This window comes from Citrobacter sp. 21OH12SH02A-Citro (assembly GCF_027919895.1).
GTDB classification, from domain to species: Bacteria; Pseudomonadota; Gammaproteobacteria; order Enterobacterales; family Enterobacteriaceae; genus Citrobacter; species Citrobacter braakii.
On record NZ_CP114801.1, the window covers coordinates 3,986,916 to 4,012,472 of the forward strand.

Annotated in this window: 21 protein-coding genes and 1 pseudogene; 10 read left to right on the forward strand and 12 right to left on the reverse strand. The window is 52.2% G+C overall.

Annotated features, from left to right (window positions below; all coding sequences use genetic code 11):
• Positions 1 to 38: 38 nt before the first annotated feature.
• The 5 genes and pseudogenes from traT to pdhR form a co-directional block, all read right to left on the reverse strand.
• Positions 39 to 230 (reverse strand): annotated as a pseudogene (gene traT, locus O6D90_RS19320) (complement resistance protein TraT); the annotation flags it as partial.
• A 58-nt stretch (positions 231 to 288) separates the two neighbouring features.
• Positions 289 to 1,713, reverse strand: coding sequence for a dihydrolipoyl dehydrogenase (lpdA, locus tag O6D90_RS19325; protein ID WP_016155701.1), 1,425 nt, complete (start codon positions 1,711 to 1,713; stop codon positions 289 to 291).
• A gap of 175 nt (positions 1,714 to 1,888) precedes the next feature.
• Complete coding sequence (aceF, locus tag O6D90_RS19330; protein WP_016155700.1) at positions 1,889 to 3,769, reverse strand: pyruvate dehydrogenase complex dihydrolipoyllysine-residue acetyltransferase; 1,881 nt, start codon at positions 3,767 to 3,769, stop codon at positions 1,889 to 1,891.
• Between the two features lie 14 nt (positions 3,770 to 3,783).
• Positions 3,784 to 6,447, reverse strand: coding sequence for a pyruvate dehydrogenase (acetyl-transferring), homodimeric type (gene aceE / locus O6D90_RS19335; RefSeq protein WP_016151717.1), 2,664 nt, complete (start codon positions 6,445 to 6,447; stop codon positions 3,784 to 3,786).
• 162 nt (positions 6,448 to 6,609) lie between these two features.
• A complete protein-coding gene (gene pdhR, locus O6D90_RS19340) occupies positions 6,610 to 7,374 on the reverse strand; it encodes a pyruvate dehydrogenase complex transcriptional repressor PdhR (protein ID WP_003018699.1) in 765 nt (254 codons plus the stop codon).
• A 564-nt stretch (positions 7,375 to 7,938) separates the two neighbouring features.
• Between pdhR and aroP the strand changes: the two genes are divergently transcribed.
• From aroP to O6D90_RS19355, 3 genes are all read left to right on the forward strand, one after another.
• Positions 7,939 to 9,312, forward strand: coding sequence for an aromatic amino acid transporter AroP (gene aroP / locus O6D90_RS19345; RefSeq protein ID WP_271143189.1), 1,374 nt, complete (start codon positions 7,939 to 7,941; stop codon positions 9,310 to 9,312).
• 157 nt (positions 9,313 to 9,469) lie between these two features.
• Positions 9,470 to 10,876 carry a glycoside-pentoside-hexuronide (GPH):cation symporter gene (locus O6D90_RS19350; protein WP_016151715.1) on the forward strand — a complete coding sequence of 469 codons (1,407 nt, stop codon included), beginning with the start codon at positions 9,470 to 9,472 and terminating at the stop codon, positions 10,874 to 10,876.
• Positions 10,876 to 11,826: a glycoside hydrolase family 43 protein gene (locus O6D90_RS19355; RefSeq protein WP_016155698.1), complete on the forward strand. Its 951-nt coding sequence runs from the start codon at positions 10,876 to 10,878 to the stop codon at positions 11,824 to 11,826. Before O6D90_RS19350 ends, O6D90_RS19355 begins: the two co-directional genes overlap by 1 nt.
• An 84-nt stretch (positions 11,827 to 11,910) precedes the next feature.
• Here O6D90_RS19355 and ampE read toward each other — a convergent pair whose 3' ends face one another.
• Both ampE and ampD read right to left on the reverse strand, forming a co-directional pair.
• Positions 11,911 to 12,765, reverse strand: coding sequence for a beta-lactamase regulator AmpE (ampE, locus tag O6D90_RS19360; protein WP_016155697.1), 855 nt, complete (start codon positions 12,763 to 12,765; stop codon positions 11,911 to 11,913).
• Positions 12,762 to 13,325 (reverse strand): 1,6-anhydro-N-acetylmuramyl-L-alanine amidase AmpD, encoded by a 564-nt coding sequence (gene ampD / locus O6D90_RS19365; RefSeq protein ID WP_271143190.1) that lies wholly within the window; start codon positions 13,323 to 13,325, stop codon positions 12,762 to 12,764. Before ampD ends, ampE begins: the two co-directional genes overlap by 4 nt.
• Positions 13,326 to 13,412: 87 nt before the next feature.
• Here ampD and nadC point away from each other — a divergent pair, with 87 nt between their 5' ends.
• The 4 genes from nadC to hofC all read left to right on the forward strand — a co-directional run bounded on the left by nadC (position 13,413) and on the right by hofC (position 17,575).
• Positions 13,413 to 14,306, forward strand: coding sequence for a carboxylating nicotinate-nucleotide diphosphorylase (gene nadC, locus O6D90_RS19370; protein WP_016155696.1), 894 nt, complete (start codon positions 13,413 to 13,415; stop codon positions 14,304 to 14,306).
• Between the two features lie 244 nt (positions 14,307 to 14,550).
• Positions 14,551 to 14,988 carry a prepilin peptidase-dependent pilin gene (gene ppdD / locus O6D90_RS19375; protein WP_016155695.1) on the forward strand — a complete coding sequence of 146 codons (438 nt, stop codon included), beginning with the start codon at positions 14,551 to 14,553 and terminating at the stop codon, positions 14,986 to 14,988.
• 9 nt (positions 14,989 to 14,997) lie between these two features.
• Complete coding sequence (gene gspE, locus O6D90_RS19380) at positions 14,998 to 16,383, forward strand: type II secretion system protein GspE (RefSeq protein ID WP_016155694.1); 1,386 nt, start codon at positions 14,998 to 15,000, stop codon at positions 16,381 to 16,383.
• On the forward strand, positions 16,373 to 17,575 hold the full coding sequence (gene hofC / locus O6D90_RS19385; RefSeq protein ID WP_016155693.1) for a protein transport protein HofC: 1,203 nt from the start codon (positions 16,373 to 16,375) through the stop codon (positions 17,573 to 17,575). Before gspE ends, hofC begins: the two co-directional genes overlap by 11 nt.
• A gap of 55 nt (positions 17,576 to 17,630) precedes the next feature.
• On the opposite strand, the gene O6D90_RS19390 is transcribed toward hofC, so the two are convergent.
• Entirely contained in the window at positions 17,631 to 18,674 is a 1,044-nt protein-coding gene (locus O6D90_RS19390) for a GMP reductase (protein ID WP_003829510.1), read from the reverse strand.
• A gap of 225 nt (positions 18,675 to 18,899) precedes the next feature.
• Between O6D90_RS19390 and coaE the strand changes: the two genes are divergently transcribed.
• From coaE to yacG, 3 genes are read left to right on the forward strand one after another with little or no spacing between them, the layout of a single operon-like run.
• Positions 18,900 to 19,520, forward strand: a complete 621-nt coding sequence (gene coaE, locus O6D90_RS19395; protein ID WP_016155692.1) for a dephospho-CoA kinase — start codon at positions 18,900 to 18,902, stop codon at positions 19,518 to 19,520.
• On the forward strand, positions 19,520 to 20,263 hold the full coding sequence (zapD, locus tag O6D90_RS19400; protein WP_016151705.1) for a cell division protein ZapD: 744 nt from the start codon (positions 19,520 to 19,522) through the stop codon (positions 20,261 to 20,263). Before coaE ends, zapD begins: the two co-directional genes overlap by 1 nt.
• 9 nt (positions 20,264 to 20,272) lie before the next feature.
• Positions 20,273 to 20,467, forward strand: coding sequence for a DNA gyrase inhibitor YacG (yacG, locus tag O6D90_RS19405; RefSeq protein WP_016151704.1), 195 nt, complete (start codon positions 20,273 to 20,275; stop codon positions 20,465 to 20,467).
• A gap of 88 nt (positions 20,468 to 20,555) precedes the next feature.
• Here the strand turns inward: yacG and mutT are convergent, their stop codons facing one another.
• From mutT to lpxC, 4 genes are all read right to left on the reverse strand, one after another.
• Positions 20,556 to 20,945, reverse strand: coding sequence for an 8-oxo-dGTP diphosphatase MutT (gene mutT, locus O6D90_RS19410; protein ID WP_016155691.1), 390 nt, complete (start codon positions 20,943 to 20,945; stop codon positions 20,556 to 20,558).
• A gap of 56 nt (positions 20,946 to 21,001) precedes the next feature.
• Positions 21,002 to 23,707 (reverse strand): preprotein translocase subunit SecA, encoded by a 2,706-nt coding sequence (gene secA / locus O6D90_RS19415; RefSeq protein ID WP_016151702.1) that lies wholly within the window; start codon positions 23,705 to 23,707, stop codon positions 21,002 to 21,004.
• A 60-nt stretch (positions 23,708 to 23,767) separates the two neighbouring features.
• Positions 23,768 to 24,274: a secA translation cis-regulator SecM gene (secM, locus tag O6D90_RS19420; protein ID WP_016151701.1), complete on the reverse strand. Its 507-nt coding sequence runs from the start codon at positions 24,272 to 24,274 to the stop codon at positions 23,768 to 23,770.
• Positions 24,275 to 24,558: 284 nt separating this feature from the next.
• On the reverse strand, positions 24,559 to 25,476 hold the full coding sequence (gene lpxC, locus O6D90_RS19425) for a UDP-3-O-acyl-N-acetylglucosamine deacetylase (RefSeq protein ID WP_006686706.1): 918 nt from the start codon (positions 25,474 to 25,476) through the stop codon (positions 24,559 to 24,561).
• Positions 25,477 to 25,557 lie beyond the last annotated feature (81 nt).

Consider the following 25,557-nt stretch of genomic DNA (forward strand, 5'->3'; position numbering starts at 1 on the left):
TAGTGAGTTGACCGGGGCTCCGGCCAGCTCACGAGAGATTACAGGATGTTAGCGACGGATTTCGCCAGCTGCGCTTCCAGAACCGGTTTCGCTTCTTCGAACTTCAGGTTCACTTTGTTGGCATTAGACACGACGCGGGTCTGGTATTTTGCGCGATCGCCCTGCGCGCTGCAGGTTTGCAGCTTGATACCGGACGTGCCCTGGCGCAGTGCGGCAACGTTACCAGAACTGGTAGCTTTCAGGCAAAAAAAACGCCTCCGAAGAGGCGTTTTCACAAAAGCGGGAAGATTACTTTTTCTTCGCTTTCGGGTTTGGCAGGTCGGTGATGCTACCTTCGAACACTTCTGCCGCCAGGCCCACAGACTCGTGCAGAGTCGGGTGCGCGTGGATGGTCAGCGCGATGTCTTCAGCATCACAACCCATTTCGATCGCCAGACCGATTTCACCCAGCAGCTCACCGCCGTTGGTACCGACAATCGCACCACCGATAACACGGTGAGATTCTTTGTCGAAAATCAGTTTAGTCATACCGTCTGCGCAGTCGGAAGCGATAGCACGACCAGAAGCAGCCCACGGGAAGGTGGCGGTCTCAAAGCTGATGCCTTTCTCTTTCGCTTCTTTCTCAGTCAGGCCAACCCATGCAACTTCTGGTTCAGTGTATGCGATGGATGGGATAACTTTCGGATCGAAGTAGTGTTTCTTACCGGCGATAACTTCAGCGGCAACGTGACCTTCGTGAACACCTTTGTGCGCCAGCATCGGCTGACCGACGATATCGCCGATAGCAAAGATGTGCGGCACGTTGGTGCGCAGCTGTTTGTCAACGCGGATGAAGCCACGGTCATCAACTTCCACGCCAGCTTTACCCGCGTCGAGGTTTTTGCCGTTCGGTACACGACCGATAGCCACCAGCACCGCATCGTAACGCTGAGCTTCAGCAGGCGCTTTTTTGCCTTCCATGGAAACGTAGATACCGTCTTCTTTCGCTTCAACGGCGGTCACTTTGGTTTCCAGCATCAGGTTGAATTTCTTGCTGATGCGTTTGGTAAAGACTTTAACCACGTCTTTGTCGGCAGCCGGGATAACCTGGTCGAACATTTCAACCACGTCGATCTCTGAACCCAGCGCATGGTAAACGGTACCCATTTCCAGACCGATAATACCGCCGCCCATTACCAGCAGGCGCTTAGGAACAGTTTTCAGTTCCAGTGCATCGGTGGAATCCCACACGCGCGGATCTTCATGCGGAATGAATGGCAGTTCGATCGGACGGGAACCCGCCGCGATGATCGCGTTGTCAAAGTTGATCACGGTTTTGCCGTTTTCACCTTCAACTTCCAGGGTGTTTGCCCCGGTAAATTTACCCAGACCGTTAACCACTTTCACTTTACGGCCTTTGGCCATACCCGCCAGACCGCCGGTCAGTTGAGTGATAACTTTTTCTTTCCAGGTACGAATCTTGTCGATATCGGTTTTCGGCTCGCCAAAAACGATACCGTGTTCAGCCAGCGCTTTGGCTTCTTCGATAACTTTTGCTACGTGCAGCAGCGCTTTAGAAGGGATACAGCCGACGTTCAGACAAACACCACCGAGGGTGCTGTAACGTTCTACGATGACGGTCTCCAGACCTAAATCTGCGCAACGGAAGGCAGCAGAGTAACCTGCAGGGCCTGCCCCAAGTACCACGACCTGAGTTTTGATTTCAGTGCTCATCATGACCTCTTAATTTATACCCGTCGTCCACCGGGTCGTTCTATCCGCCCGTATTTTACAAAATTGTTAACAATTTTGAAACAACAAACGGCAACCGATTTGTCTTTCGCACAATAACCTCACTGACTTCATGAGATTACCAGAAAAAAGCCGGCCGTCGGGCCGGCTTTTTCGCTTACATCACCAGGCGGCGAATGTCAGACAGCATGTTGTTGATGATGGTGATAAAGCGCGCACCATCAGCACCGTCGATTACGCGGTGGTCGAAGGAGAGCGAAATCGGCATCATCAGACGCGGCATAAACTCTTTACCGTTCCACACTGGCTCCATAGAGGACTTGGAGACACCGAGGATAGCCACTTCCGGCGCGTTCACAATCGGCGCGAAGTGGGTCGTACCCAGGCCACCGATGCTGGAGATGGTGAAGCAACCGCCCTGCATTTCGCCAGCGGTCAGCTTGCCATCACGCGCTTTCTTGGAGATGGTGGTCAGTTCACGAGACAGCTCGGTAATGCTCTTCTTGTTCACGTCTTTGAAGACCGGAACAACCAGACCATTCGGCGTATCTACCGCGACACCGATGTTGATGTATTTTTTCAGGGTCAGACGCTGACCGTCTTCAGACAGAGAGCTGTTGAAGCGCGGCATCTGTTCCAGAGCGGCGGCAACGGCTTTCATGATGAAGACCACTGGCGTGAATTTCACATCCAGTTTACGTTTTTCAGCTTCGGCGTTCTGCTGTTTACGGAACGCTTCCAGATCGGTGATATCGGTCTTGTCGAAGTGAGTAACGTGCGGGATCATCACCCAGTTACGGCTCAGGTTAGCACCAGAGATTTTCTGGATACGACCCAGTTCCACTTCTTCGATTTCACCAAACTTGCTGAAGTCCACTTTCGGCCAAGGCAGCATGCCCGGAATACCGCCGCCTGCTGCTGCCGGAGCAGCTTCAGCACGCTTGATAGCGTCTTTCACGTAAGCCTGAACGTCTTCACGCAGGATACGACCTTTACGGCCAGAACCTTTCACTTTCGCCAGGTTTACACCGAACTCGCGCGCCAGGCGACGAATCAGCGGTGTTGCATGAACGTAAGCGTCGTTCTCAGCGAACTCAGATTTACCTTCCGCTTTCGCGGCCGGAGCTGCGGCTGGTTTAGCAGCCTGAGCCGGTGCAGCTGCAGAGGCTGGAGCAGCCGCGGCAGCTGGAGCTGCGCCTTCAACTTCGAAGATCATAATCAGAGAACCGGTTTTGACTTTGTCGCCGGTGCTGATTTTGATTTCTTTCACGGTGCCCGCGAACGGTGCCGGAACTTCCATCGACGCTTTATCGCCTTCAACGGTAATCAGTGACTGCTCAGCGGCAATTTTATCGCCCACTTTAACCATCACTTCAGTGACTTCAACTTCGTCACCGCCGATATCCGGAACGTTAACCTCTTTCGAGCCAGAAGCTGCCGGAGCCGCCGCTGCTGCTGGAGCTGCCGCCTGAGCCGGTGCTGCAGCAGGCGCTGCGCCTGCAACTTCGAAGACCATAATCAGAGAACCGGTAGACACTTTATCGCCCGTGTTGATTTTGATCTCTTTAACGGTGCCCGCGAACGGCGCCGGAACTTCCATCGACGCTTTATCGCCTTCAACGGTGATCAGAGACTGTTCAGCCGCAACGGTGTCGCCCACTTTAACCATAACCTCGGTAACTTCGACTTCGTCACCGCCGATGTCCGGTACGTGTACTTCTTTCTCCGCTGCCGCAGCAGGTGCTGCTGCCGGAGCGGCTTCTTTCTTCTCTTCTGCCGGAGCAGGTGCAGCGGCTGCTGCACCATCGGCGGAATCGAAAATCATGATCAGTTTGCCGGTCTCAGTTTTGTCGCCAACAGAGACTTTGATCTCTTTAACGATACCTGCCTGAGGAGACGGAACTTCCATAGAGGCTTTGTCGCCTTCTACGGTGATCAGCGACTGTTCAGCTTCAACTTTGTCGCCTACTTTGACCAGGATCTCGGTGATTTCAACTTCATCAGCCCCGATGTCCGGTACATTGATTTCGATAGCCATTATTCTTTTACCTCTTACGCCAGACGCGGGTTAACTTTATCTGCATCGATGTTGAATTTGATGATTGCGTCAGCAACCACTTTCTTATCGATTTCGCCACGTTTAGCCAGTTCGCCCAGGGCCGCTACAACCACATAAGAAGCATCAACTTCGAAGTGGTGACGCAGGTTTTCACGGCTGTCAGAGCGACCGAAGCCGTCAGTACCCAGTACGCGATAATCATCAGCCGGTACATAAGTACGAACCTGTTCGGCAAACAGTTTCATATAGTCAGTAGATGCCACTGCCGGAGCGTCGTTCATCACCTGAGCGATGTACGGAACGCGCGGAGTTTCCATCGGGTGCAGCATGTTCCAGCGTTCACAATCCTGGCCATCACGCGCCAGTTCAGTGAAGGAGGTTACGCTGTAAACGTCAGAACCTACACCATAGTCGTTCGCCAGGATCTGTGCTGCTTCACGCACGTGACGCAGGATAGAACCGGAGCCCAGCAGCTGAACTTTACCTTTCTTACCTTCGAGGGTTTCGAGTTTGTAGATACCTTTACGGATACCTTCCTCGGCACCTGCTGGCATTGCCGGCATGTGGTAGTTTTCATTCAGCGTGGTGATGTAGTAGTAAACGTTCTCTTGTTTCTCACCGTACATACGCTCCAGACCATCGTGCATGATGACCGCAACTTCGTACGCGTAAGACGGATCGTAAGAGATACAGTTCGGGATAGTCAGAGACTGAATATGGCTGTGACCATCTTCGTGCTGCAGACCTTCGCCGTTCAGCGTCGTACGACCAGAAGTTCCCCCTACCAGGAAGCCGCGAGCCTGTTGGTCGCCTGCCTGCCAGCACAGGTCACCGATACGCTGGAACCCGAACATGGAGTAGTAGATGTAGAACGGAATCATCGGCAGATCGTTGGTGCTGTAGGAGGTCGCAGCAGCCAGCCAGGATGCGCCAGCACCCAGTTCGTTGATGCCTTCCTGCAGGATCTGACCTTTCTCGTCTTCTTTATAGTAAGCAACCTGCTCACGGTCCTGCGGGGTGTACTGCTGACCGTTCGGGCTGTAGATACCGATCTGACGGAACAGACCTTCCATACCGAAAGTACGCGCTTCGTCAGCGATGATCGGAACCAGACGATCTTTAATCGACTTGTTCTTCAGCATTACGTTCAGGGCACGAACGAAAGCGATAGTGGTGGAGATTTCTTTGTTCTGCTCTTCCAGCAGCGCACCGAAGTCTTCCAGAGCAGGCAGTTCCAGCTTCTCGGTGAAGTTCGGCTGACGAGCAGGCAGATAGCCGTGCAGTTTCTGACGCTGAGCGTGCAGATAAGTGTGCTCTTCAGAACCTTCCGGGAAGGTGATGTAAGACAGGTTTTCAACCTGCTCATCGGTCACAGGAACGTTGAAACGGTCGCGGATATAACGCACGCCGTCCATGTTCATTTTCTTAACCTGGTGAGCGATGTTTTTACCTTCGGCGGTGTCACCCATGCCGTAACCTTTGATGGTATGGGCCAGGATTACAGTTGCTTTGCCTTTGGTTTCCTGCGCTTTCTTCAGTGCAGCGTAGACTTTCTTCGGATCGTGACCACCACGGTTCAGAGCCCAAATCTGCTCGTCAGTCCAGTCAGCAACCAGGGCTGCGGTTTCCGGGTATTTACCGAAGAAGTGCTCACGTACGTATGCGCCATCTTTGGATTTAAAGGTCTGGTAGTCGCCGTCAACGGTTTCGTTCATCAGTTGGATCAGTTTACCGCTGGTATCTTTACGCAGCAGCTCATCCCAACGACCGCCCCACATGACTTTGATAACGTTCCAGCCAGCGCCCGCGAAAATGCCTTCCAGTTCGTTAACAATCTTGCCGTTACCGGTGACCGGACCGTCAAGACGCTGCAGGTTACAGTTGATAACAAAGACCAGGTTGTCCAGTTTCTCACGGGTCGCGATGGTGATAGCACCCTTAGATTCTGGCTCATCCATTTCGCCGTCGCCCAGGAAGGCGTAAACGGTTTGTTTAGAGGTATCTTTCAGGCCACGGTGTTCCAGATATTTCAGGAATTTAGCCTGGTAGATTGCACCGATTGGGCCCAGACCCATAGATACGGTCGGGAACTGCCAGAATTCCGGCATCAGTTTCGGGTGCGGGTAGGAAGACAGGCCTTTGCCATGTACTTCCTGACGGAAGTTGTTCATCTGCTCTTCAGTCAGACGACCTTCCAGGAATGCGCGAGCGTAGATGCCCGGAGAGATGTGGCCCTGGAAGTAAACCAGATCGCCGCCATCCTGCTCGTTGCGTGCACGGAAGAAGTGGTTGAAGCAAACATCATACACCGTTGCGGAGGACTGGAAGGATGCCATGTGGCCACCCAGCTCGAGGTCCTTTTTAGACGCGCGCAGTACGGTCATGATGGCGTTCCAGCGGATAGCAGAACGAATACGACGCTCCAGCTCCAGATTGCCCGGGTATTCCGGTTCATCTTCAACGGCAATAGTGTTTACATAATTGCTGGCCCCAGCACCTGCCGCTACTTTCACGCCGCCTTTGCGAGCTTCTGAAAGCAGTTGGTCGATCAGATACTGAGCACGCTCAACACCTTCTTCACGGATGACCGATTCGATCGCCTGTAGCCAGTCGCGAGTTTCGATCGGATCCACGTCATTTGGGAAACGTTCTGACATGGGGGTATTCCTTATCTATCTAATACGTTGAGTTATCTGGAACCTGTCCCATTACGTTCTCACCAGAGAGCGTAATAAGACAGGTTCTGCGTTTAGTTGCCGCGCCTTTCGATAGCGCTTGATTTACAACATCTTCTGGTTAACGTTCTGCCAGAAAAATCACTAATTCTTTCGTTGCTCCAGACGGCGTAAGGCGCGTTCACGACGGCTTTCCTCACGGCTCCTGTCCAGCAGAATCTCTTCGATAAACGCCAGGTGACGGTGAGACGCTTCACGCGCTTCTTCAGGCTTCCCGGCGATAATTGCTTCAAAGATGCGGGTACGGTGACTGCTCACCAGCGGCAGCATCTCGCGACGCGCATACAGCAATTCGAAGTTTTGCCGAACGTTCTGGGCCAGCATCGGCTCCATACACCTTAGCAAATGGAGCAGCACCACATTATGTGCCGCTTCGGTGACAGCAATTTGATACTGGAGTACCGCGTCAGATTCGCCGTCAAGATCGCCGGACTGTTGAGCAAGCTCGATCGCATGGTGGAGTTCACGGATACGCGTTTTGTCTTCATCCGTGCTGCGCAGTGCAGCGTAATAGGCTGCAATACCTTCCAGCGCATGGCGCGTCTCAAGCAGGTCAAACTGGGATTCAGGATGGTCGGAGAGCAGCTCTACCAGTGGGTCGCTAAAGCTCTGCCACAGGCTGCTCTGAACAAAAGTGCCACCGCCCTGACGACGAAGCAGTAACCCCTTCGCTTCAAGGCGTTGGATCGCCTCGCGTAAGGAGGGGCGGGAGACGTCGAACTGTTTTGCCAGCTCGCGTTCCGGTGGGAGTTTTTCTCCGGGGCGAAGTGTCCCCTCAAGAATTAAAAACTCCAGCTGCTGCTCAATCACATCGGAGAGTTTTGGTTGGCGGATTTTGCTGTAGGCCATGATTTCCTGTCTTAAGCCATTTGCCCGGAGTCAATTGGTCTTACCAATTTCATGTTCTTGACGCTAAAGTAACAAAGTATTCACCTTCTGTCCATACAGGTTTTGATTGAAATCAGTAAAGGGGGCATATTTTAACAACATTACAGAAATAACGTTTCAAACATGTAACTATGCACAAATGTTAAATTTACCCACCACGGGGTAGTTTTAACGGAATTGAAACGAAAAAATATCTCATCTGAACCGATTCACCTGATTATTTATCGACACATTAGCCACAATTAGTGAATAAAAATTCAAAATGGAAATTTTGTGGTAGATAAACTCGCATTTACAAATGGTTTCTTTTTATTCAACTCGTCATCTTGCCCGCATAAAGCAGGTGCATTCGCGCTCGCATATCATTATTCTGATCAAGACAAAAGCATTGAGGCAACATTTTATATAAAGCATCTGTAAACAAATAAATACAACAAACGGAATTGCAAACTTACACACGCATTGCTGCGTAGTTCAAAAAATAAGTACTCGAAATATGAAGAGTAAAACCACACACGAGGTTTAATGATGGAAAGTCAACAGCATGGCGATCAGCTCAAGCGCGGTCTTAAGAACCGCCATATACAGCTAATCGCGCTGGGTGGCGCGATTGGTACCGGGTTATTCCTCGGTAGCGCATCCGTTATCCAGTCTGCAGGACCGGGTATTATTCTGGGTTACGCAATTGCCGGCTTTATCGCCTTTTTGATTATGCGTCAATTAGGTGAAATGGTAGTTGAAGAGCCGGTTGCAGGCTCCTTTAGCCACTTTGCTTATAAATACTGGGGCGGTTTCGCGGGTTTCTCTTCTGGCTGGAACTATTGGGTACTGTACGTCCTGGTTGCCATGGCTGAACTGACTGCCGTAGGTAAATACATCCAGTTCTGGTATCCGGATATCCCCACCTGGGTTTCTGCTGCAGCCTTCTTCGTGCTGATCAACGCCATCAACCTGACCAACGTGAAAGTGTTTGGGGAAATGGAGTTCTGGTTCGCCATTATCAAAGTCATTGCCGTGGTTGCGATGATTCTGTTCGGCGGCTGGTTGCTGTTTAGCGGCAACGGCGGCCCGCAGGCCAGCGTCAGTAACCTGTGGAGTCAGGGTGGCTTCCTGCCGCACGGCTTCACCGGTCTGGTGATGATGATGGCTATTATTATATTCTCTTTTGGTGGGCTGGAGCTGGTCGGGATCACCGCAGCAGAAGCCGATAACCCGGAGCAAAGCATTCCCAAAGCAACCAACCAGGTTATCTACCGTATCCTCATTTTCTATGTAGGTTCGCTGGCTGTTCTGCTTTCCCTGATGCCGTGGACGCGCGTCACGGCTGATACCAGCCCGTTTGTCCTTATTTTCCACGAGCTGGGCGACACCTTTGTTGCCAATGCACTGAACATCGTAGTGCTGACCGCTGCCCTTTCTGTCTATAACAGCTGCGTATACTGCAACAGCCGTATGCTGTTCGGTCTGGCACAGCAGGGTAACGCGCCAAAAGCGCTAATGAACGTCGACAAACGCGGCGTACCGGTGAACACCATTCTGGTCTCCGCGCTGGTTACGGCTCTGTGTGTACTGATCAACTATCTGGCACCGGAATCCGCCTTTGGCCTGCTGATGGCGCTGGTGGTTTCCGCACTGGTGATCAACTGGGCAATGATTAGCCTGGCGCACATGAAGTTCCGCAAAGCCAAACAGCAGCAAGGCGTTACCACCCGTTTCCCGGCGCTGCTCTATCCGCTTGGTAACTGGGTATGTCTGATTTTCATGGCTGCAGTGCTGGTGATTATGCTGATGACGCCGGGCATGGCAATTTCGGTGTACTTAATCCCGGTATGGATTGCCATTCTTGGCATCGGCTATTTGTGCAAACAGAAAACCGCCAAAGTAGCTAAAGCACATTAATTCTCCCTCCCCCACCTGCCTCAGGTGGGGGTTGTTACCTGCCTCACACTTTCCCACTCACGACTGTTTCGTCCATATCACTGGCGTTATCCTGCAACGCAAAAACACCTCTGCCAGACAATAATTATCTCCATATCTTATTAATGGAGTGCAGTTGATGGAAACCAGTAAGCTCACGGTGAAAGAAAAGATCGGCTATGGAATGGGCGACGCCGGATGCAACATCATCTTTGGCGCCATCATGTTGTTTGTTAACTATTTTTACACAGATATTTTTGGCCTGGCACCGGCCCTGGTCGGCGTGTTACTGCTCTCAGTACGCGTTATAGATGCCGTTACCGACCCTATTATGGGCGCGATGGCCGACCGCACCCGCAGCAAATATGGTCGATTTCGTCCATGGCTTTTGTGGATGGCTTTCCCATACGCATTATTTAGCGTACTCATGTTTACCACCCCTGAGTGGACATATAACAGCAAAGTAATCTATGCGTTCGTCACCTACTTCCTGCTCTCTATCACCTATACGGCGATCAATATCCCTTACTGCTCGCTCGGCAGCGTCATCACTAACGATCCAAAGGAACGTGTCGCCTGCCAGTCATATCGCTTTGTGTTGGTAGGAATTGCAACCCTGCTGCTCTCCCTCACCTTGCTGCCAATGGCGGACTGGTTTGGCGGGGAAGATAAAGCTAAAGGCTATCAGATGGCGATGGCAGTGCTGGCCTTCATCGGCATGTGTATGTTCCTGTTTTGCTTTGCAACCGTCCGTGAGCGCGTACGTCCTGCCGTCCCGACTAACGACGATTTAAAAGCCGACCTGAAAGACGTATGGAAGAACGATCAGTGGGTAAAAATCCTGCTGTTAACCCTGTGCAACGTCTGTCCGGGCTTTATTCGCATGGCTGCCACCATGTACTACGTAACCTGGGTTATGCAGCAAAGCACGCAGTTCGCAACGCTGTTTATCAGCCTTGGCGTTGTGGGCATGATGATCGGCAGCATGCTGGCGAAGGTGTTAACCGATCGCTGGTGCAAACTGAAAGTCTTCTTCTGGACCAATATCATCCTGGCGATTTTCTCCGGCGCGTTTTACTTCTTCGATCCTAAAGCCACCATGATGATTATGGTGCTTTACTTCCTGCTCAACATTCTGCATCAGATCCCATCCCCACTGCACTGGTCGCTGATGGCAGATGTCGATGACTACGGCGAGTGGAAAACCGGTAAACGTATCACCGGAATCAGCTTCTCCGGCAACCTGTTCTTCCTGAAACTGGGCCTGGCGATTGCCGGAGCGATGGTTGGTTTCCTGCTCTCCTGGTACGGCTACGACGCAGGGGCGAAAGCGCAAAGCGACTCCGCCATTAACGGTATTATGCTGCTGTTTACCATCATACCGGGTGTAGGCTACCTGATTACCGCAGGCGTAGTTCGTCTGCTGAAAGTTGACCGCGAGTTTATGCAACAAATCCAGACAGATTTAGAAAAGCGCCGCGCCAACTACCGTGAACTGAATGAGTACCACGATATAAAAACGACTGAAAACGTAAGGAAAGCCTAATGAATCAGTGGCCAAACCCCTTTATTGAACAGCGTGCCGACCCGTTTATTTTACGTGACGGTAGCCACTACTATTTCATTGCTTCAGTGCCCGAATACGATCGTCTGGAGATCCGCCGGGCGGACTCGCTGGAAGGGTTACGCACCGCTATCCCGGTTGTCGTCTGGCGCAAACCAGAAAACGGCCCCATGAGCCAGCTGATCTGGGCACCTGAGATCCATCGTCTGGCAGGCAAGTGGTACATCTATTTTGCCGCCGCCCACACACAGGCGCTAGACAAGCTGGGGATGTTCCAGCACCGTATGTTTGCGCTCGAATGTGCAGACGCCGATCCGCTGACCGGCCAATGGACAGAGAAAGGGCAGATTAAAACGCAGTTTGATACCTTCGCGCTCGATGCCACCACCTTTAACCATCAGGGAAAACAGTGGTATCTGTGGGCGCAGAAATCCCCCGATATCGCCGGAAACTCCAATATCTATCTCGCCGAACTGGAAAATCCATGGACGATTAAAAGCGAGCCGGTAATGCTCAGTCATCCAGAGTATGACTGGGAATGCCGGGGTTTTTGGGTCAACGAAGGCCCGGCCGTCATGGTTCACGGCGACAAGCTGTTTATCAGCTATTCCGCCAGCGCCACCGATGAGAACTACTGTATGGGATTATTGTGGATTGATCTCAATGCCGATCCGCTCAACCCGCAGAACTGGCACAAATCGCCGCGCCCGGTCTTTACCACCAGCTACGAAAACCGCCAATACGGGCCGGGGCACAACAGCTTTACGCAAACGCCGGAAGGTGAAGATGTGCTGGTGTACCACGCGAGAAATTACACTGAAATCGAGGGCGACCCGCTATACGATCCAAACCGCCACACTCGTCTGAAGCTGGTGCGCTGGAACGAAAACGGGATGCCAGATTTTGGCATCCCGCCTGCTGATACGCTATGAAAGATTGGCCCGCAAGCACAAAGCGACCGGGCCAATTTTTTTCCTCGACGGATAAGCGCAGCGCCATCCACCAATAATAATGGCTTAAATTAATGTTCCATAAATGGTCAACACGGCAATGACCACCACCACCACAAACGAGGTCTTCTTCGCCATCGAAACCGCGGCTTTTGGCGTTGCGACTTTATCGGTATGTGGTTCACGCGCTAAAGAAAACTGCGCAAGGCGAGTAAGCACCTGATATTGCGAAGTATGCAGATCCGCCAGCGACGCAAACCAGGCAGGCAACGCCTTCTCGCCGTGCCCCAGCAGCGCATAGACGACACCCGCCAGGCGCACCGGGATCCAATCCAGCACATGCAGGATCGCATCGATACCTGATTGCAAACGCTGGTGTGGCGTCTGATAGCGCGCCAGCCAGGACTGCCAGGCACGTAGAAAGGCATAACCCACCAGCGTCACCGGTCCCCACGGGCCACCGACAATCAGCCAGAATAACGGCGCCAGATAAAAGCGAAAGTTGTTCCATAACAGCGCGTTCTGCAGTTCGCGCAAGAACTCACGCTCATCGCACTCAGGCGGAATCCCATGAATCAGGGTCAGCTCGCTGGCCATCGCTTCACGGGCGTGAGCGTCATCGCGAGCAGCCGCGTTCAGATAGGCATGATAATGAAGACGCGTCTTGCCAGCGCCGATGCACAGCAAACCAATTAAGATCCACGCCACCAGCAAAGGCACGTTAAACAACAGGCCTTGAAGTGCGCGCAGCAACAGGAACGTCACCCCCATCGCAATAAGGGCCATGCCTACCGTACGCATCATCGAAAAATGCTTCACCCGGCGGAAAAAAGCTTCAACCCGGTGATCAAGCTGCCAGTGCTCACCCAGCTTAAACAGGCGTTCAACAATCAACACCAGTAATGTTGTAAACAGCGTCATGTCATCTCCTTGTGCGACGAGGGGGTGACCAGGGCGCGAAACCTTGCCCAGTCAAAAGAGGGCCCGGGATCGGTCTTACGCTCGGGCGCAATATTGCAATGTCCTGTCATGTTGTTGGCAATGGCCGGATAACGCGTAATCAGGGCATTCGTCACGGCTGCCAGTTGCTGATACTGCGTATCGGTATAAGCCAGCGTATCCGTCCCTTCCAGCTCAATACCAATTGAGAAATCATTACAGCGTTCGCGGCCTTGATAGTTCGACACGCCAGCATGCCAGGCGCGTTTATCAAAGGGGACATACTGCACGATTTCACCGTCACGGCGAATTAAACAATGTGCCGAAACGCGCAAATGGGCGATCCCGGCAAAATAAGGATGGGCATTGGGATCAATCGTGCCCGTAAACAGCGCATCGATCCACGGGCCGCCAAACTCGCCGGGCGGCAGGCTGATATTATGCACCACCAGCAGAGAAGGGTTTTCGTCATCCGGGCGGCAATCGTAATGAGGAGAGGGAACGCGTCGCGCCTCTGCCAGCCAGCCCTCGTCTAACAACATGCAGAATCTCCTTATTGGTGGTGCTCATATCAGGTTCAGGGTAGCATGTTTCCACCTTATGATTCGTTAGCAATTTGGAGTTTTATCATGCCGCCTCGCCGCTATAACCCTGACTACCGACGTGACGCGCTGTTGGAACGCATAAATCTGGATATCCCTGCCGCTGTAGCTCAGGCGCTGCGTGAAGATTTAGGCGGAGAAGTTGATGCCAATAACGATATCACCGCACAGCTTTTACCCGCGGAGATGCGCTCCCACGCCACCGTGATCACCCGCGAAGATGGCGTTTTTTGTGGAAAACGTTGGGTGGAAGAGGTCTTTATTCAACTGGCTGGCGATGATGTCAACATCACCTGGCATGTCGAAGATGGCGACAGCATTAAGGCCAATCAGCCGCTATTTGAACTGGACGGCCCTTCCCGCGTGCTGCTAACCGGCGAACGTACCGCGCTTAATTTTGTACAGACGCTTTCGGGTGTGGCGAGCGAGGTGCGTAAATATGTCGACCTGCTGGCGGGAACAAAAACCCAACTGCTGGATACACGTAAAACTCTGCCGGGGCTGCGTACCGCGCTGAAATACGCCGTATTATGCGGCGGCGGCGCGAATCATCGTCTGGGCCTTTCTGACGCTTTCCTGATTAAAGAAAACCACATTATTGCTTCAGGTTCGGTACGTCAGGCCGTTGAAAAAGCCTTCTGGCTGCACCCGGATGTGCCGGTTGAAGTCGAAGTAGAAAGCCTGGATGAACTGGACGACGCGCTGAAAGCAGGGGCCGACATCATCATGCTCGATAACTTCGAAACAGACCAAATGCGGGAAGCGGTAAAACGCACCAACGGCCAGGCGCGTCTGGAAGTGTCGGGTAACGTCACTCATGACACTCTGCGCGAATTTGCCGAAACCGGCGTGGATTTCATCTCTGTTGGCGCGCTGACCAAGCATGTTCGCGCGCTCGATCTCTCTATGCGTTTTCGCTAATTACTGATGGTTTAGCCCGATAGTACATTCACTTATCGGGCCCATCACGCCGGTTTTTTCTATCGGCCGGATAAAGCGTTTACGCCGCCATACGGCTGTTTTTTCGAGCCTCTTCGCAAATACGTTGTCTGACTCTGTAATTTCATAAAAATCCTCGGAACCCGCCTTCCCGTTCTGTTTTTTGCCTCTCGCCGTGACCCCGAGCGTTTGCCAAAGTAGCGCCAGCTAACTCAAGGAGCGAACGATGGACAAGCAACGAGGCTTCACACTTATCGAACTCATGGTGGTCATTGGCATTATTGCCATCCTTAGCGCCATCGGTATTCCGGCTTATCAAAACTATCTGCGCAAAGCCGCGTTAACAGACATGCTGCAAACCTTTGTTCCCTATCGCACGGCGGTTGAGCTCTGTGCGCTGGAGCATGGCGGAACAACAATCTGTGATGCCGGAACGAATGGCATCCCTTCTCCAGCCACCACCCGTTATGTCTCAGCCATGAGCGTTGAAAAAGGGGTGGTCAGCCTCAGCGGACAAGAAAGCCTGAACGGGTTAAGCATCACCATGACGCCGGGTTGGGACAATGCCAACGGTATTACCGGCTGGAGCCGTAACTGCGTTATCCAGAATGACAGCGCATTGCAACAGGCCTGTGAAGACGTTTTCCGTTTCGATATCAATTAAGGAAAAGAGATGAATACCACCCAACTTACGGCGCTGTGCCAACGTCATCAGGGAATATTACTGGATGCAGACAATGAAGTGGTGCACATCGCCGTCGTGGACGCTCCGTCCCACGAATTGCTGGACGCACTGCATTTTGCCACCACCCGACGTATCGACATCGTCTGCTGGACGCGTCAACAAATGGAAGGCCACACGCATACGCCACAGAAAATGCTCCCGGCAGTGGTCACGAAAAGCAGCGCCAGCGCAGCAGATTTGCTGAATCAGACGTTTCAATCCGCGCTGGTGCAACGGGCTTCTGATATTCATTTTGAACCAGCGGAAAATCACTATCGAATCAGATTACGTGTGGATGGCGTACTGCATGCTTTACCGGACGTCACGACCGAGATGGGTATCGCCATCACTGCCAGACTAAAAGTTTTAGGCAGTCTGGATATTGCCGAGCACCGACTTGCGCAAGACGGCCAATTTACCGTTGAAATTTCAGGAGAGCCGGTCTCGTTTCGCATCGCCACCTTGCCCTGTCGCTTTGGCGAAAAAGTGGTGCTACGGCTACTGCATCAGGTCGATCAAGCGCTGGAAATCACCGCGCTGGGAATGCAGGACGCGCAGCTGGCAGCATTTTCACAAGCGTTGCAGCAGCCTCAGGGGCTGATTCTGGTCACCGGACCAACCGGAAGCGGTAAAACGGTCACGCTGTACAGTGCGCTGCAGACCCGAAACACTCCGGACGTTAACCTCTGTAGCGTGGAAGATCCAGTAGAGATCCCGATCGCAGGTCTTAACCAAACACAAATTCATCCACGTGCCGGTCTCACTTTTCAGGGAGTATTGCGCGCGCTGCTGCGCCAGGATCCCGACATTATCATGGTGGGTGAAATCCGTGATGGCGAAACGGCTGAAATAGCCCTTAAAGCCGCACAAACCGGTCATCTGGTTCTATCAACACTGCATACCAATTCCACCACAGAAACACTAATACGCTTGCAGCAAATGGGGGTTGCACGCTGGATGATCGCCTCCGCGCTGACGCTCGTTATTGCGCAGCGGTTGGTGAGAAAATTGTGTCCCCATTGCCGACAATGTCTGGAAACGCCGATCATGCTCCCGGAAGCGATCTGGCCTACGCCACTGCCTCGTTGGCAGGCTCCGGGCTGCCAACATTGCTATCACGGATTTTATGGCCGTACGGCATTGTTTGAAGTTCTCCCCGTTACACCTGCATTGCGCCAGAGCATCGCCAACGGTACGTCCGTAGACGGAGTGGAATCGAATGCTCAGCAACTGGGGATGAGCACGCTTTTCGAAAATGGTTGCAAGGCCGTCGAACAAGGGTTAACAACATTTGAAGAGTTGGTACGCGTACTGGGCATGCCCCATGTCAGCTAAACTGCTTTGGCGCTGGCAGGGTATTAGCAACGAAGGTAATCCACTGGAAGGCGTACTTTGGGCCGATACCCGCCCCTCATTGATGCTTGCTCTCGAGCAACGGCATATCACGCCGCTGCGCATTAATCGTATGCGTGTCAAAGCCTCACACTGGAGCCGTGAAAAAAGCGCTGAAACCATACATCAACTGGCGACGTTGCTGAAAGCAGGGCTAACACTCTCGGCAAGTTTAGCTTTGCTGGCTGAACAGCATCCCAGCAGCCAATGGCAAGCGCTACTGCGTACGCTGGCTCACGATATGGAACAGGGTATTTCTCTCTCCACATCGCTATCTCAGTGGCAACACGTTTTTCCGCCTCTTTATCAGGCAATGATCCGTACCGGAGAGCTTACGGGTAAGCTGGACGACTGCTGCTTTGAACTCGCCCGCCAGCAGAAGAATCAACAGCAACTGGCGGATAAAGTTAAAAAAGCCCTACGCTATCCGATTTTCATCATCACGATGGCGGTGATGGTAGTATTCGCGATGCTGCAGTTTGTACTCCCTGAGTTTGCCGCCATTTACCAGACGTTTAACACCCCGCTACCAGTACTCACTCAGTGGATTATCGCCATCGCGCATTTTAGCAGCCAATGGGGATGGCTGGCGGGAGCATTCATCCTGATAGCGGTTGCAGCATATCACCTGATGAAGCAGCAGCCATACTGGCTCACTCTGCGCCAGAAATTGCTGCTCGGCTTCCCGGTCATAGGGCCGATGGTGAGAGGGCAAAAACTCACGCAGATCTTCACTGTTCTGGCGTTAACGCAAAATGCAGGTATTCCTTTTCTGCAAGGTCTTGAGAGCGTCACTGAAACGCTGGCCAACCCTTTCTGGTCGCAACGCTTAGCGCAGGTACATCACGACATCAGCGCCGGAAAACCGGTCTGGTTAGCGCTAAAAAATTGCGGTGAATTCAGCCCATTGTGCATACAGTTGGTCAGAACAGGTGAGGCTTCCGGCTCGCTGGATACAATGCTGCGTAATCTCGCCCATCACCACGGCGAGAAAACATTGTCTCAGGCAGAGAATCTGGCTGCGCTACTCGAGCCTGCGTTACTGGTCATTACGGGGCTGATAATCGGTACGCTGGTCGTTGCGATGTATTTGCCGATTTTTCATTTAGGAGATGCGATGAGCGGGGTGGGATAAATTCAAATGCCGGATGGCGCACTGCTTATCCGGCATGTCATAGTACAACCTGTTCTTACAGGCTATTGAAAACTCGGTTTTCTTGTTCCTGTACACGAATAAACGTTGTACGTTTGGTCAGTTCTTTCAGGCGAGATGCACCGACATAGGTACAGGCAGAACGCAGGCCGCCAAGGATATCGCGTGCAGTGTTATCAACCGGGCCACGCAGAGGCAACTTAACGGTTTTACCTTCCGCGGCGCGGTATTGTGCAACACCACCAACGTGACGCGTCATGGCTGATTCAGAGCTCATGCCGTAGAACAGCATGAATTTCTCACCGTTCTCTTCAACAATTTTGCCGCCGCTTTCTTCATGACCGGCCAACATACCGCCGAGCATAACGAAGTCCGCGCCACCGCCGAACGCTTTTGCCACGTCACCCGGCATTGTGCAGCCGCCGTCACTGACAATCATGCCGCCCAGACCGTGAGCTGCATCGGCACATTCAATAACCGCAGAAAGCTGTGGGTAGCCAACGCCGGTTTTTACACGTGTTGTACATACAGAACCCGGGCCAATGCCGACTTTAACAATGTCCGCGCCGGAAAGTACCAGCTCTTCACACATTTCTCCAGTAACCACATTGCCCGCACAAATTGTTTTTGTCGGCCATGCTTCACGCGCTTTCGACACAAACTGAACAAAATGCTCTGAGTAGCCATTTGCCACATCAATGCAGATAAAGTTCAGCGCCGGGTTGAGCGCCAGAATCTGTTTGGTTTTTTCGAAATCGGCATCAGAGGTACCGGTTGAAACCATTACATGTTTGAGCACATCAGCAGAGCTCTCTGCGATGAAAGCAGCCCAGTCTTCAACAGAATAGTGTTTGTGTACCGCAGTCAGGATGTCGAAGGATGCCAGCGCCGTTGCCATGGCAAACGTCCCGACAGTGTCCATGTTCGCGGCAATAATCGGTACGCCGGACCAGGTCTGACCTGAGTGCTTAAAGGTAAATTGACGTTCCAGCTCAACATCGGAACGGCTTTTGAGAGTAGAACGCTTAGGGCGGATAAGAACGTCTTTGAAACCTAACTTCAGATCTTCTTCGATACGCATGTGCGGATTCCTGGGGTTAATGGCGAAAAATCGAAACTCACAACTCCAGTGACGCTATCATACGCACTAATCAATGCCGCGCAAGACTGCGAAATTCTCTTTTTTTACGCTACAATCCCATAAATTTACCTGGCGAATAGTAGGTTAATCCTGCAGCAACCTCGCCGTCTCACGCGTAACTTTTAACTGTTTGATAATCAAACTTAAACTCCAGGATCTGTATCTATGAGGTATACGGTAGCCTTAACTGGCGGCATTGGCAGTGGTAAAAGTACCGTTGCAAATGCGTTCGCTGACCTCGGAATAAACGTCATTGATGCAGATATTATTGCGCGCCAGGTGGTTGAACCCGGTACCCCAGCCCTAAAGGCGATCGAAGAACATTTTGGTACCGAAGTTATAGCTGCCGACGGATCGTTGCAGCGACGCATTTTACGCGAACGCATTTTTTCCAGTCCTGAGGAGAAAAGCTGGCTGAATGCCTTGCTCCATCCGCTTATTCAGCAGGAAACGCAGCGCCAGTTTCAGCAAGCAACCTCCCCTTATCTGTTGTGGGTTGTACCTTTGCTGGTGGAAAATTCGCTGTATAAAAAAGCCAACCGCGTACTCGTGGTGGATGTTACCCCCGAGACACAGCTCAGACGCACTATGCAGCGCGATGACGTCACGCGTGAGCATGTTGAACAAATTCTTGCTGCCCAGGCAACGCGCGAAGCGCGTCTGGCCGTGGCAGACGATGTTATTGATAATAATGGCGCACCGGAGGCCATCGCCTCGGATGTCGCCCGCCTGCACGCGCTCTATTTGCAATGCGCGTTGCAGTTTGTCTCACAGGAAAAACCGTAATGCACACCCAGGTCCTTTTTGAACACCCTCTCAATGAGAAGATGCGTACATGGCTGCGCATTGAGTTTTTAATCCAACAGCTCTCCGTTAATGTACCCATAGCGGACCATGCAGGCGCACTGCATTTTTTCCGCAACATCGGAGACTTACTGGATGTATTTGAACGCGGCGAAGTCCGTACCGAACTCCTCAAAGAGCTGGAAAGACAACAGCGTAAACTCCAGGCCTGGGTTGAAGTTCCCGGCGTCGATCAAAACAGGATCGACGCATTGCGCCAGCAGTTAAAAAGTGCGGGCAGCATTCTGATTTCGGCTCCGCGCATTGGACAGACGCTGCGCGAAGATCGTCTGATTGGCCTTGTACGTCAGCGTTTAAGCATTCCTGGCGGATGCTGCAGTTTCGATCTGCCGACCCTGCATATTTGGTTACATCTACCGCAGTCGCATCGCGACGCGCAGGTTGAAACCTGGCTTGCAAGTCTGAATCCGCTCAATCAGGCACTGTCGCTGGTGCTGGATTTAATTCGCAACTCTGCGCCATTCCGTAAACAAACCAGCTTGAATGGTTTTTATCAGGACAACGGCGAAGATGCCGATCTGCTTCGCTTGCAGCTGCCGCTTGATTCGCAGCTTTATCCGCAAATTTCTGGTCATAAGAGCCGCTTTGCTATTCGCTTTATGCCGCTGGATAGCGAGAATGGCCAGGTGCCTGAGCGTCTCGATTTTGATCTGGCGTGCTGTTAAGGAGTCAACATGTCTGAACAAACCATCGTCAACTGCCCAACCTGCGGCAAACCCGTAGTGTGGGGTGAAGTCAGCCCGTTTCGCCCATTCTGCAGCAAGCGCTGCCAGTTAATCGATCTGGGTGAGTGGGCCGCAGAAGAGAAACGTATCCCCAGCTCTGGTGATCTGTCGGAAAACGACGACTGGAGTGAAGAGCAGAAGTAATTCAGCTAAAACGTAGGGTGGGCAAGCGTAGCGACCCCGCCCTAATTTGCCGGATGGTGGGGTTGCCTAATCCGGCCTACGAACACCTTTATCCAGCAATCAGCTTTTCAATTACCGGCGCATTCGCAGGCGGAAAATCTTCTGTATTCAGAGCATCTTGCGCAATCCACTGCGCCGGTTGCCCCTCTTTCCCCCACGGTTCGCCTTCCCAGCTTTCAACCAGCCAGAACCACAGAGTGATATGCCGGTCCGGAAACTGGTACTCCAGCTTTTCGAACAGTGAGCTTTGAGTCGGCGTAATGCCTACTTCTTCCTGTAACTCGCGAATCAGCGCCTGCTCCGGCGTTTCGCCTGCTTCAATTTTCCCGCCGGGGAACTCCAGCTTATTTGCCATGTGGGCATCAGCCGCACGCTGGGTTATAAAAATTTCATGGTGCTGGTTGCGAATAATCCCGACGGCGATCTGCAGTATTTTCATCTTTATCGTCCATAAAAAAGGCGCAGAATTCTGCGCCTTTTCAGTAAGTTACTTTCTTAGCTCAGACGGCCATGGCACTGTTTGTACTTTTTCCCGGAACCGCAAGGACACGGATCGTTACGACCCACTTTACGATCGCCAGTTTGTGCTGCCAGCTCTTCTGCCGCGGCAGAATCGTCACCTTTATGGCTCAACTGCTGCATCTGCGCTAAACGTTCAGCGTCTTCACGACGTTGCTGCTCCATCGCTTCTACTTCTTCAGGCATACGTACCTGAACTTTGCTCAGGGTACTGATCACTTCGTACTTCAGTGATTCCAGCATTGATGCAAACATAGAGAAGGATTCACGCTTGTATTCCTGCTTCGGATCTTTTTGCGCATAACCACGCAGGTGGATACCCTGACGCAGGTAATCCATCGCCGCAAGGTGCTCTTTCCACAGAGAATCGAGAGTTTGCAGCATCACGCCTTTTTCGAAGTGACGCATCATCTCCGCGCCCACAACTTCTTCTTTACGCTGATAAACTTCGATGGCGTTTGCCAGAATACGTTCGCGCAGCGTTTCCTCATGCAGCTCAGGCTCTTTATCAAGCCACTCTGAAATAGGCATTTCCAGATCGAAGTCGTTTTTCAGACGTTCCTGCAGACCCGGGATATCCCACATTTCTTCCAGAGACTGCGGCGGAATATAGGCATCAATCGTCGCTTTGAAGACATCCTCACGGATGCTATTAATGGTTTCGCTAACGTCAGTTACGTCCAGCAGTTCGTTACGCTGGGTGTAGATTGCGCGACGCTGGTCATTGGCAACGTCATCATATTCCAGCAGTTGCTTACGAATATCGAAGTTGCGGCTTTCTACTTTACGCTGCGCGTTTGCAATCGCTTTAGTCACCCACGGGTGTTCAATCGCTTCACCAGGCTTCATGCCCAGTTTACGCATCATGCCGGACACGCGGTCAGAAGCAAAAATACGCATCAGCGCATCTTCCATCGACAGATAGAAACGAGAAGACCCCGCATCCCCCTGACGACCAGAACGACCACGCAGCTGGTTATCTATACGACGAGATTCGTGACGCTCGGTACCGATAATATGTAAACCGCCTGCAGCTAACACCGCATCATGGCGAACCTGCCACTCGGCTTTGATCTGCGCGATTTGTTCTGGAGTCGGGTCCTCCAGCTCGGCAATTTCCGCCTGCCAGCTACCACCCAGCACGATATCGGTACCACGACCTGCCATGTTTGTCGCGATAGTCACTGCGGACGGATAACCCGCCTGGGCGACGATTGCGGCTTCGTTGGCGTGGAACTTGGCGTTCAGAACGTTGTGTTTGATACCCGCCTTGTTCAGCTCGTTAGAAACCACTTCCGATTTTTCAATAGAGATAGTACCAACCAGCACCGGCTGGCCATTTGCGGTACGCTCTTTAATATCTTCAATGATCGCCTGAATTTTTTCCGCTTCAGTCATGTACACCAGATCCGGTAAATCCTTACGGATCATCGGGCGGTTGGTCGGCACAACAACGGTATCCAGTTTGTAAATGGAGCTGAATTCAAAGGCTTCAGTATCTGCTGTACCGGTCATACCGGCCAGTTTTTCGTACAAACGGAAGTAGTTCTGGAAGGTAATAGATGCCAGCGTCTGGTTCTCGTTTTGGATATCTACGCCTTCTTTGGCTTCAACAGCCTGGTGCAGACCATCGGACCAGCGGCGGCCCTGCATAGTACGACCGGTGTGTTCGTCGACGATGATAACTTCACCGTCTTTCACGATATAGTCAACGTCGCGGGTAAACAGCACGTGTGCGCGCAGTGCAGCAGTCACGTGGTGCATCAGCATAATGTTGCCCGGAGAGTACAGCGATTCGCCCTCATCCATGATGCCTTCGTTAACCAACAGCTCTTCAATCAGTACCAGACCACGTTCGGTCAGGTTGACCTGGCGCGCTTTCTCATCAACAGAGAAGTGGCCTTCCCCCTGGAACGTGTCGGAATCGTCCTTCTCCTGACGAATCAGGTGCGGGATGATTTTGTTCACTTTTTTATACATTTCCGAGCTGTCTTCAGCCGGACCGGAAATGATCAGCGGCGTACGCGCTTCATCGATCAGGATGGAGTCGACTTCATCGACCAGCGCATAGTGCAGTTTACGCTGAACGCGCTCTTCCGGGCTAAACGCCATGTTGTCGCGCAGGTAGTCAAAGCCGTATTCGTTGTTGGTACCGTAAGTAATATCGGCATTGTAGGCTTCACGCTTGGCTGGCGCAGGCAGGCCAGACATGTTGATACCCACGGTCATGCCGAGGAATTCAAACAACGGGCGGTTATTTTCGGCGTCACGCTGAGCCAGGTAGTCGTTCACGGTAACCACGTGTACACCCTTCCCGCTTAAGGCGTTCAGGTAGGCTGGCAGCGTTGCGGTAAGGGTTTTACCTTCACCGGTACGCATTTCCGCGATGCAGCGATCGTTAAGCACCATACCACCCAGCAGCTGTACGTCGAAATGACGCATGCCGAACACACGCTTACTCGCTTCGCGGACCACCGCGAACGCTTCCGGGATCAGGCTTTCAACGCTGGCGCCTTTTTCCAGACGGGCGCGGAATTCAGCGGTCTTCGCTTTCAGTTCATCATCGGAGAGTTTTTCCATCTCCGGTTCCATTGCATTGATGACATTGACCACTTTACGCATACGACGCAGCGTACGCTCGTTACGGCTACCGAATACTTTTGTTAATAATTTGATTAGCATAATAAAATCTCAAACGCCCCGCGGTGCGGAGTCAAAAATTATAAGTTGGAAGGTTCTTTTTTAGCTGAGGCGTTGAGGGCCAGCACGGATACCCTGCAGCTGGCTGATCCAGACCGGAACGCTAAATGCGGCCTGAGAGGTAAAATGAGCATATGTCACGCGACTCACGGCCGCGGGCGGTCTGCCTTCTTGCGTCAGCATCGCGCTGAGCGTATTCAGTAACGCAAGATGGTGCGCCTGGATTGGCAACGGCTCTTCGGCAACAGGCAGCGCCTGAGGAGCCATAGCAAAAGAAAGATGGCGAATGACCGTACGAATGGCATGCTGATGCCAGTAGTCAACGGTAAAATTCGGGCGGCGATTGGTCGCCTCCAGCAAAGCAAGCTGGCTAAAGTTAACTTTGGCAGATTGATCGTGATTGCTGGCGGTCGCCTTCGCGGGAGTATTAGGTTCAGCAGCATTACCGAGCGCAGGCAGGCCAAAACTAGCCGCGACCATCCCCAACAGGAGATGCGGCCAGAAGTACCGTCTGCCTAACTGTCGCCAACGCGTCAGTATTCCACTCACGTTATTGCCACCTGATATACCCTGCGTTTGGGGTTACAAATGCAAAACCATTTTTTTGCGCATAAATATTACCATTAAAGCGTACGCTCCACAGCAGTAATGACAGCAAGTCGCGGGTAAATATGCTTAAGAAAGCAGCGATCGAACGGTGTTTTAATCTGTTGGTGGGGAAAAGTTGATTCAGATAAGGTGGTTTTGCAATCGGAAGATAAAAAAACGACTGGCTCACCTGGCCGGAGAGAGTGCCAGATTTACCAGTCGAATTTATGCGACAGCGTATGTCGTTATGCCAGTACAGTCGAAGGTGCTTTGAACGCCAACGGCAGTTCTGCATCGTCCTGGAAGGTCACATATTCCCAAGCTTCCTGTTTTGCCAGGACTGCCTGCAATAGTTTGTTATTCAGTGCATGACCGGATTTATACGCGGTGAATGCACCAATAATGTTGTGACCACACATGAACAAGTCACCAATCGCGTCGAGCATTTTGTGACGAACGAATTCGTCTTCAAAACGCAGGCCGTCTTCGTTCAATACGCGATAATCGTCAACAACGATGGCACAATCGAAGCTGCCGCCCAGACACAGGCCGCGGGACTGCAGATATTCGATATCACGCATGAAGCCGAAAGTACGCGCGCGGCTGATCTGGCGCATGAACGCATCCGCAGAGAAGTTCATCGCGTAGCGCTGCGTGCTGGAGTCGATCGCCGGATGGTTAAAGTCGATGGTGAAATCCAACGTAAAACCATTATACGGCTTAAACTCAGCCCACTTATCGCCATCTTCGACACGAACGGTCTCTTTGATGCGAACAAATTTTTTGGCGCTGCTCAGTTCTTCAATACCTGCATCAAGCAGCAGGTAAACGAACGGAGCGGCACTGCCATCCATAATCGGGATTTCCGGGGCATTAACTTCAATAACGATGTTATCGATACCTAAGCCCGCCAGAGCAGCATTAAGGTGCTCTACGGTTGAAATCCGCACATCATGCTCATTGACCAGACACGTACAGAGCATGGTATCACGCACAGATTTGGCATCGGCCGGGAAATCTACCGGAGGATTCAAGTCGGTGCGACGATAGATGACCCCGGTGTTGGCCGGCGCAGGGCGTAATGTCAGGGTGACTTTTTTGCCGGTATGCAAACCGACGCCAGTCGCCTGAACGATACGTTTAAGAGTCCTTTGTTTGATCATCGTATAATCTCGCCAAATTACCTATCCAACCGAAGTGTACTATACATTCGGTGGGCCAGTTTAGCACAAAGAGCCACAATT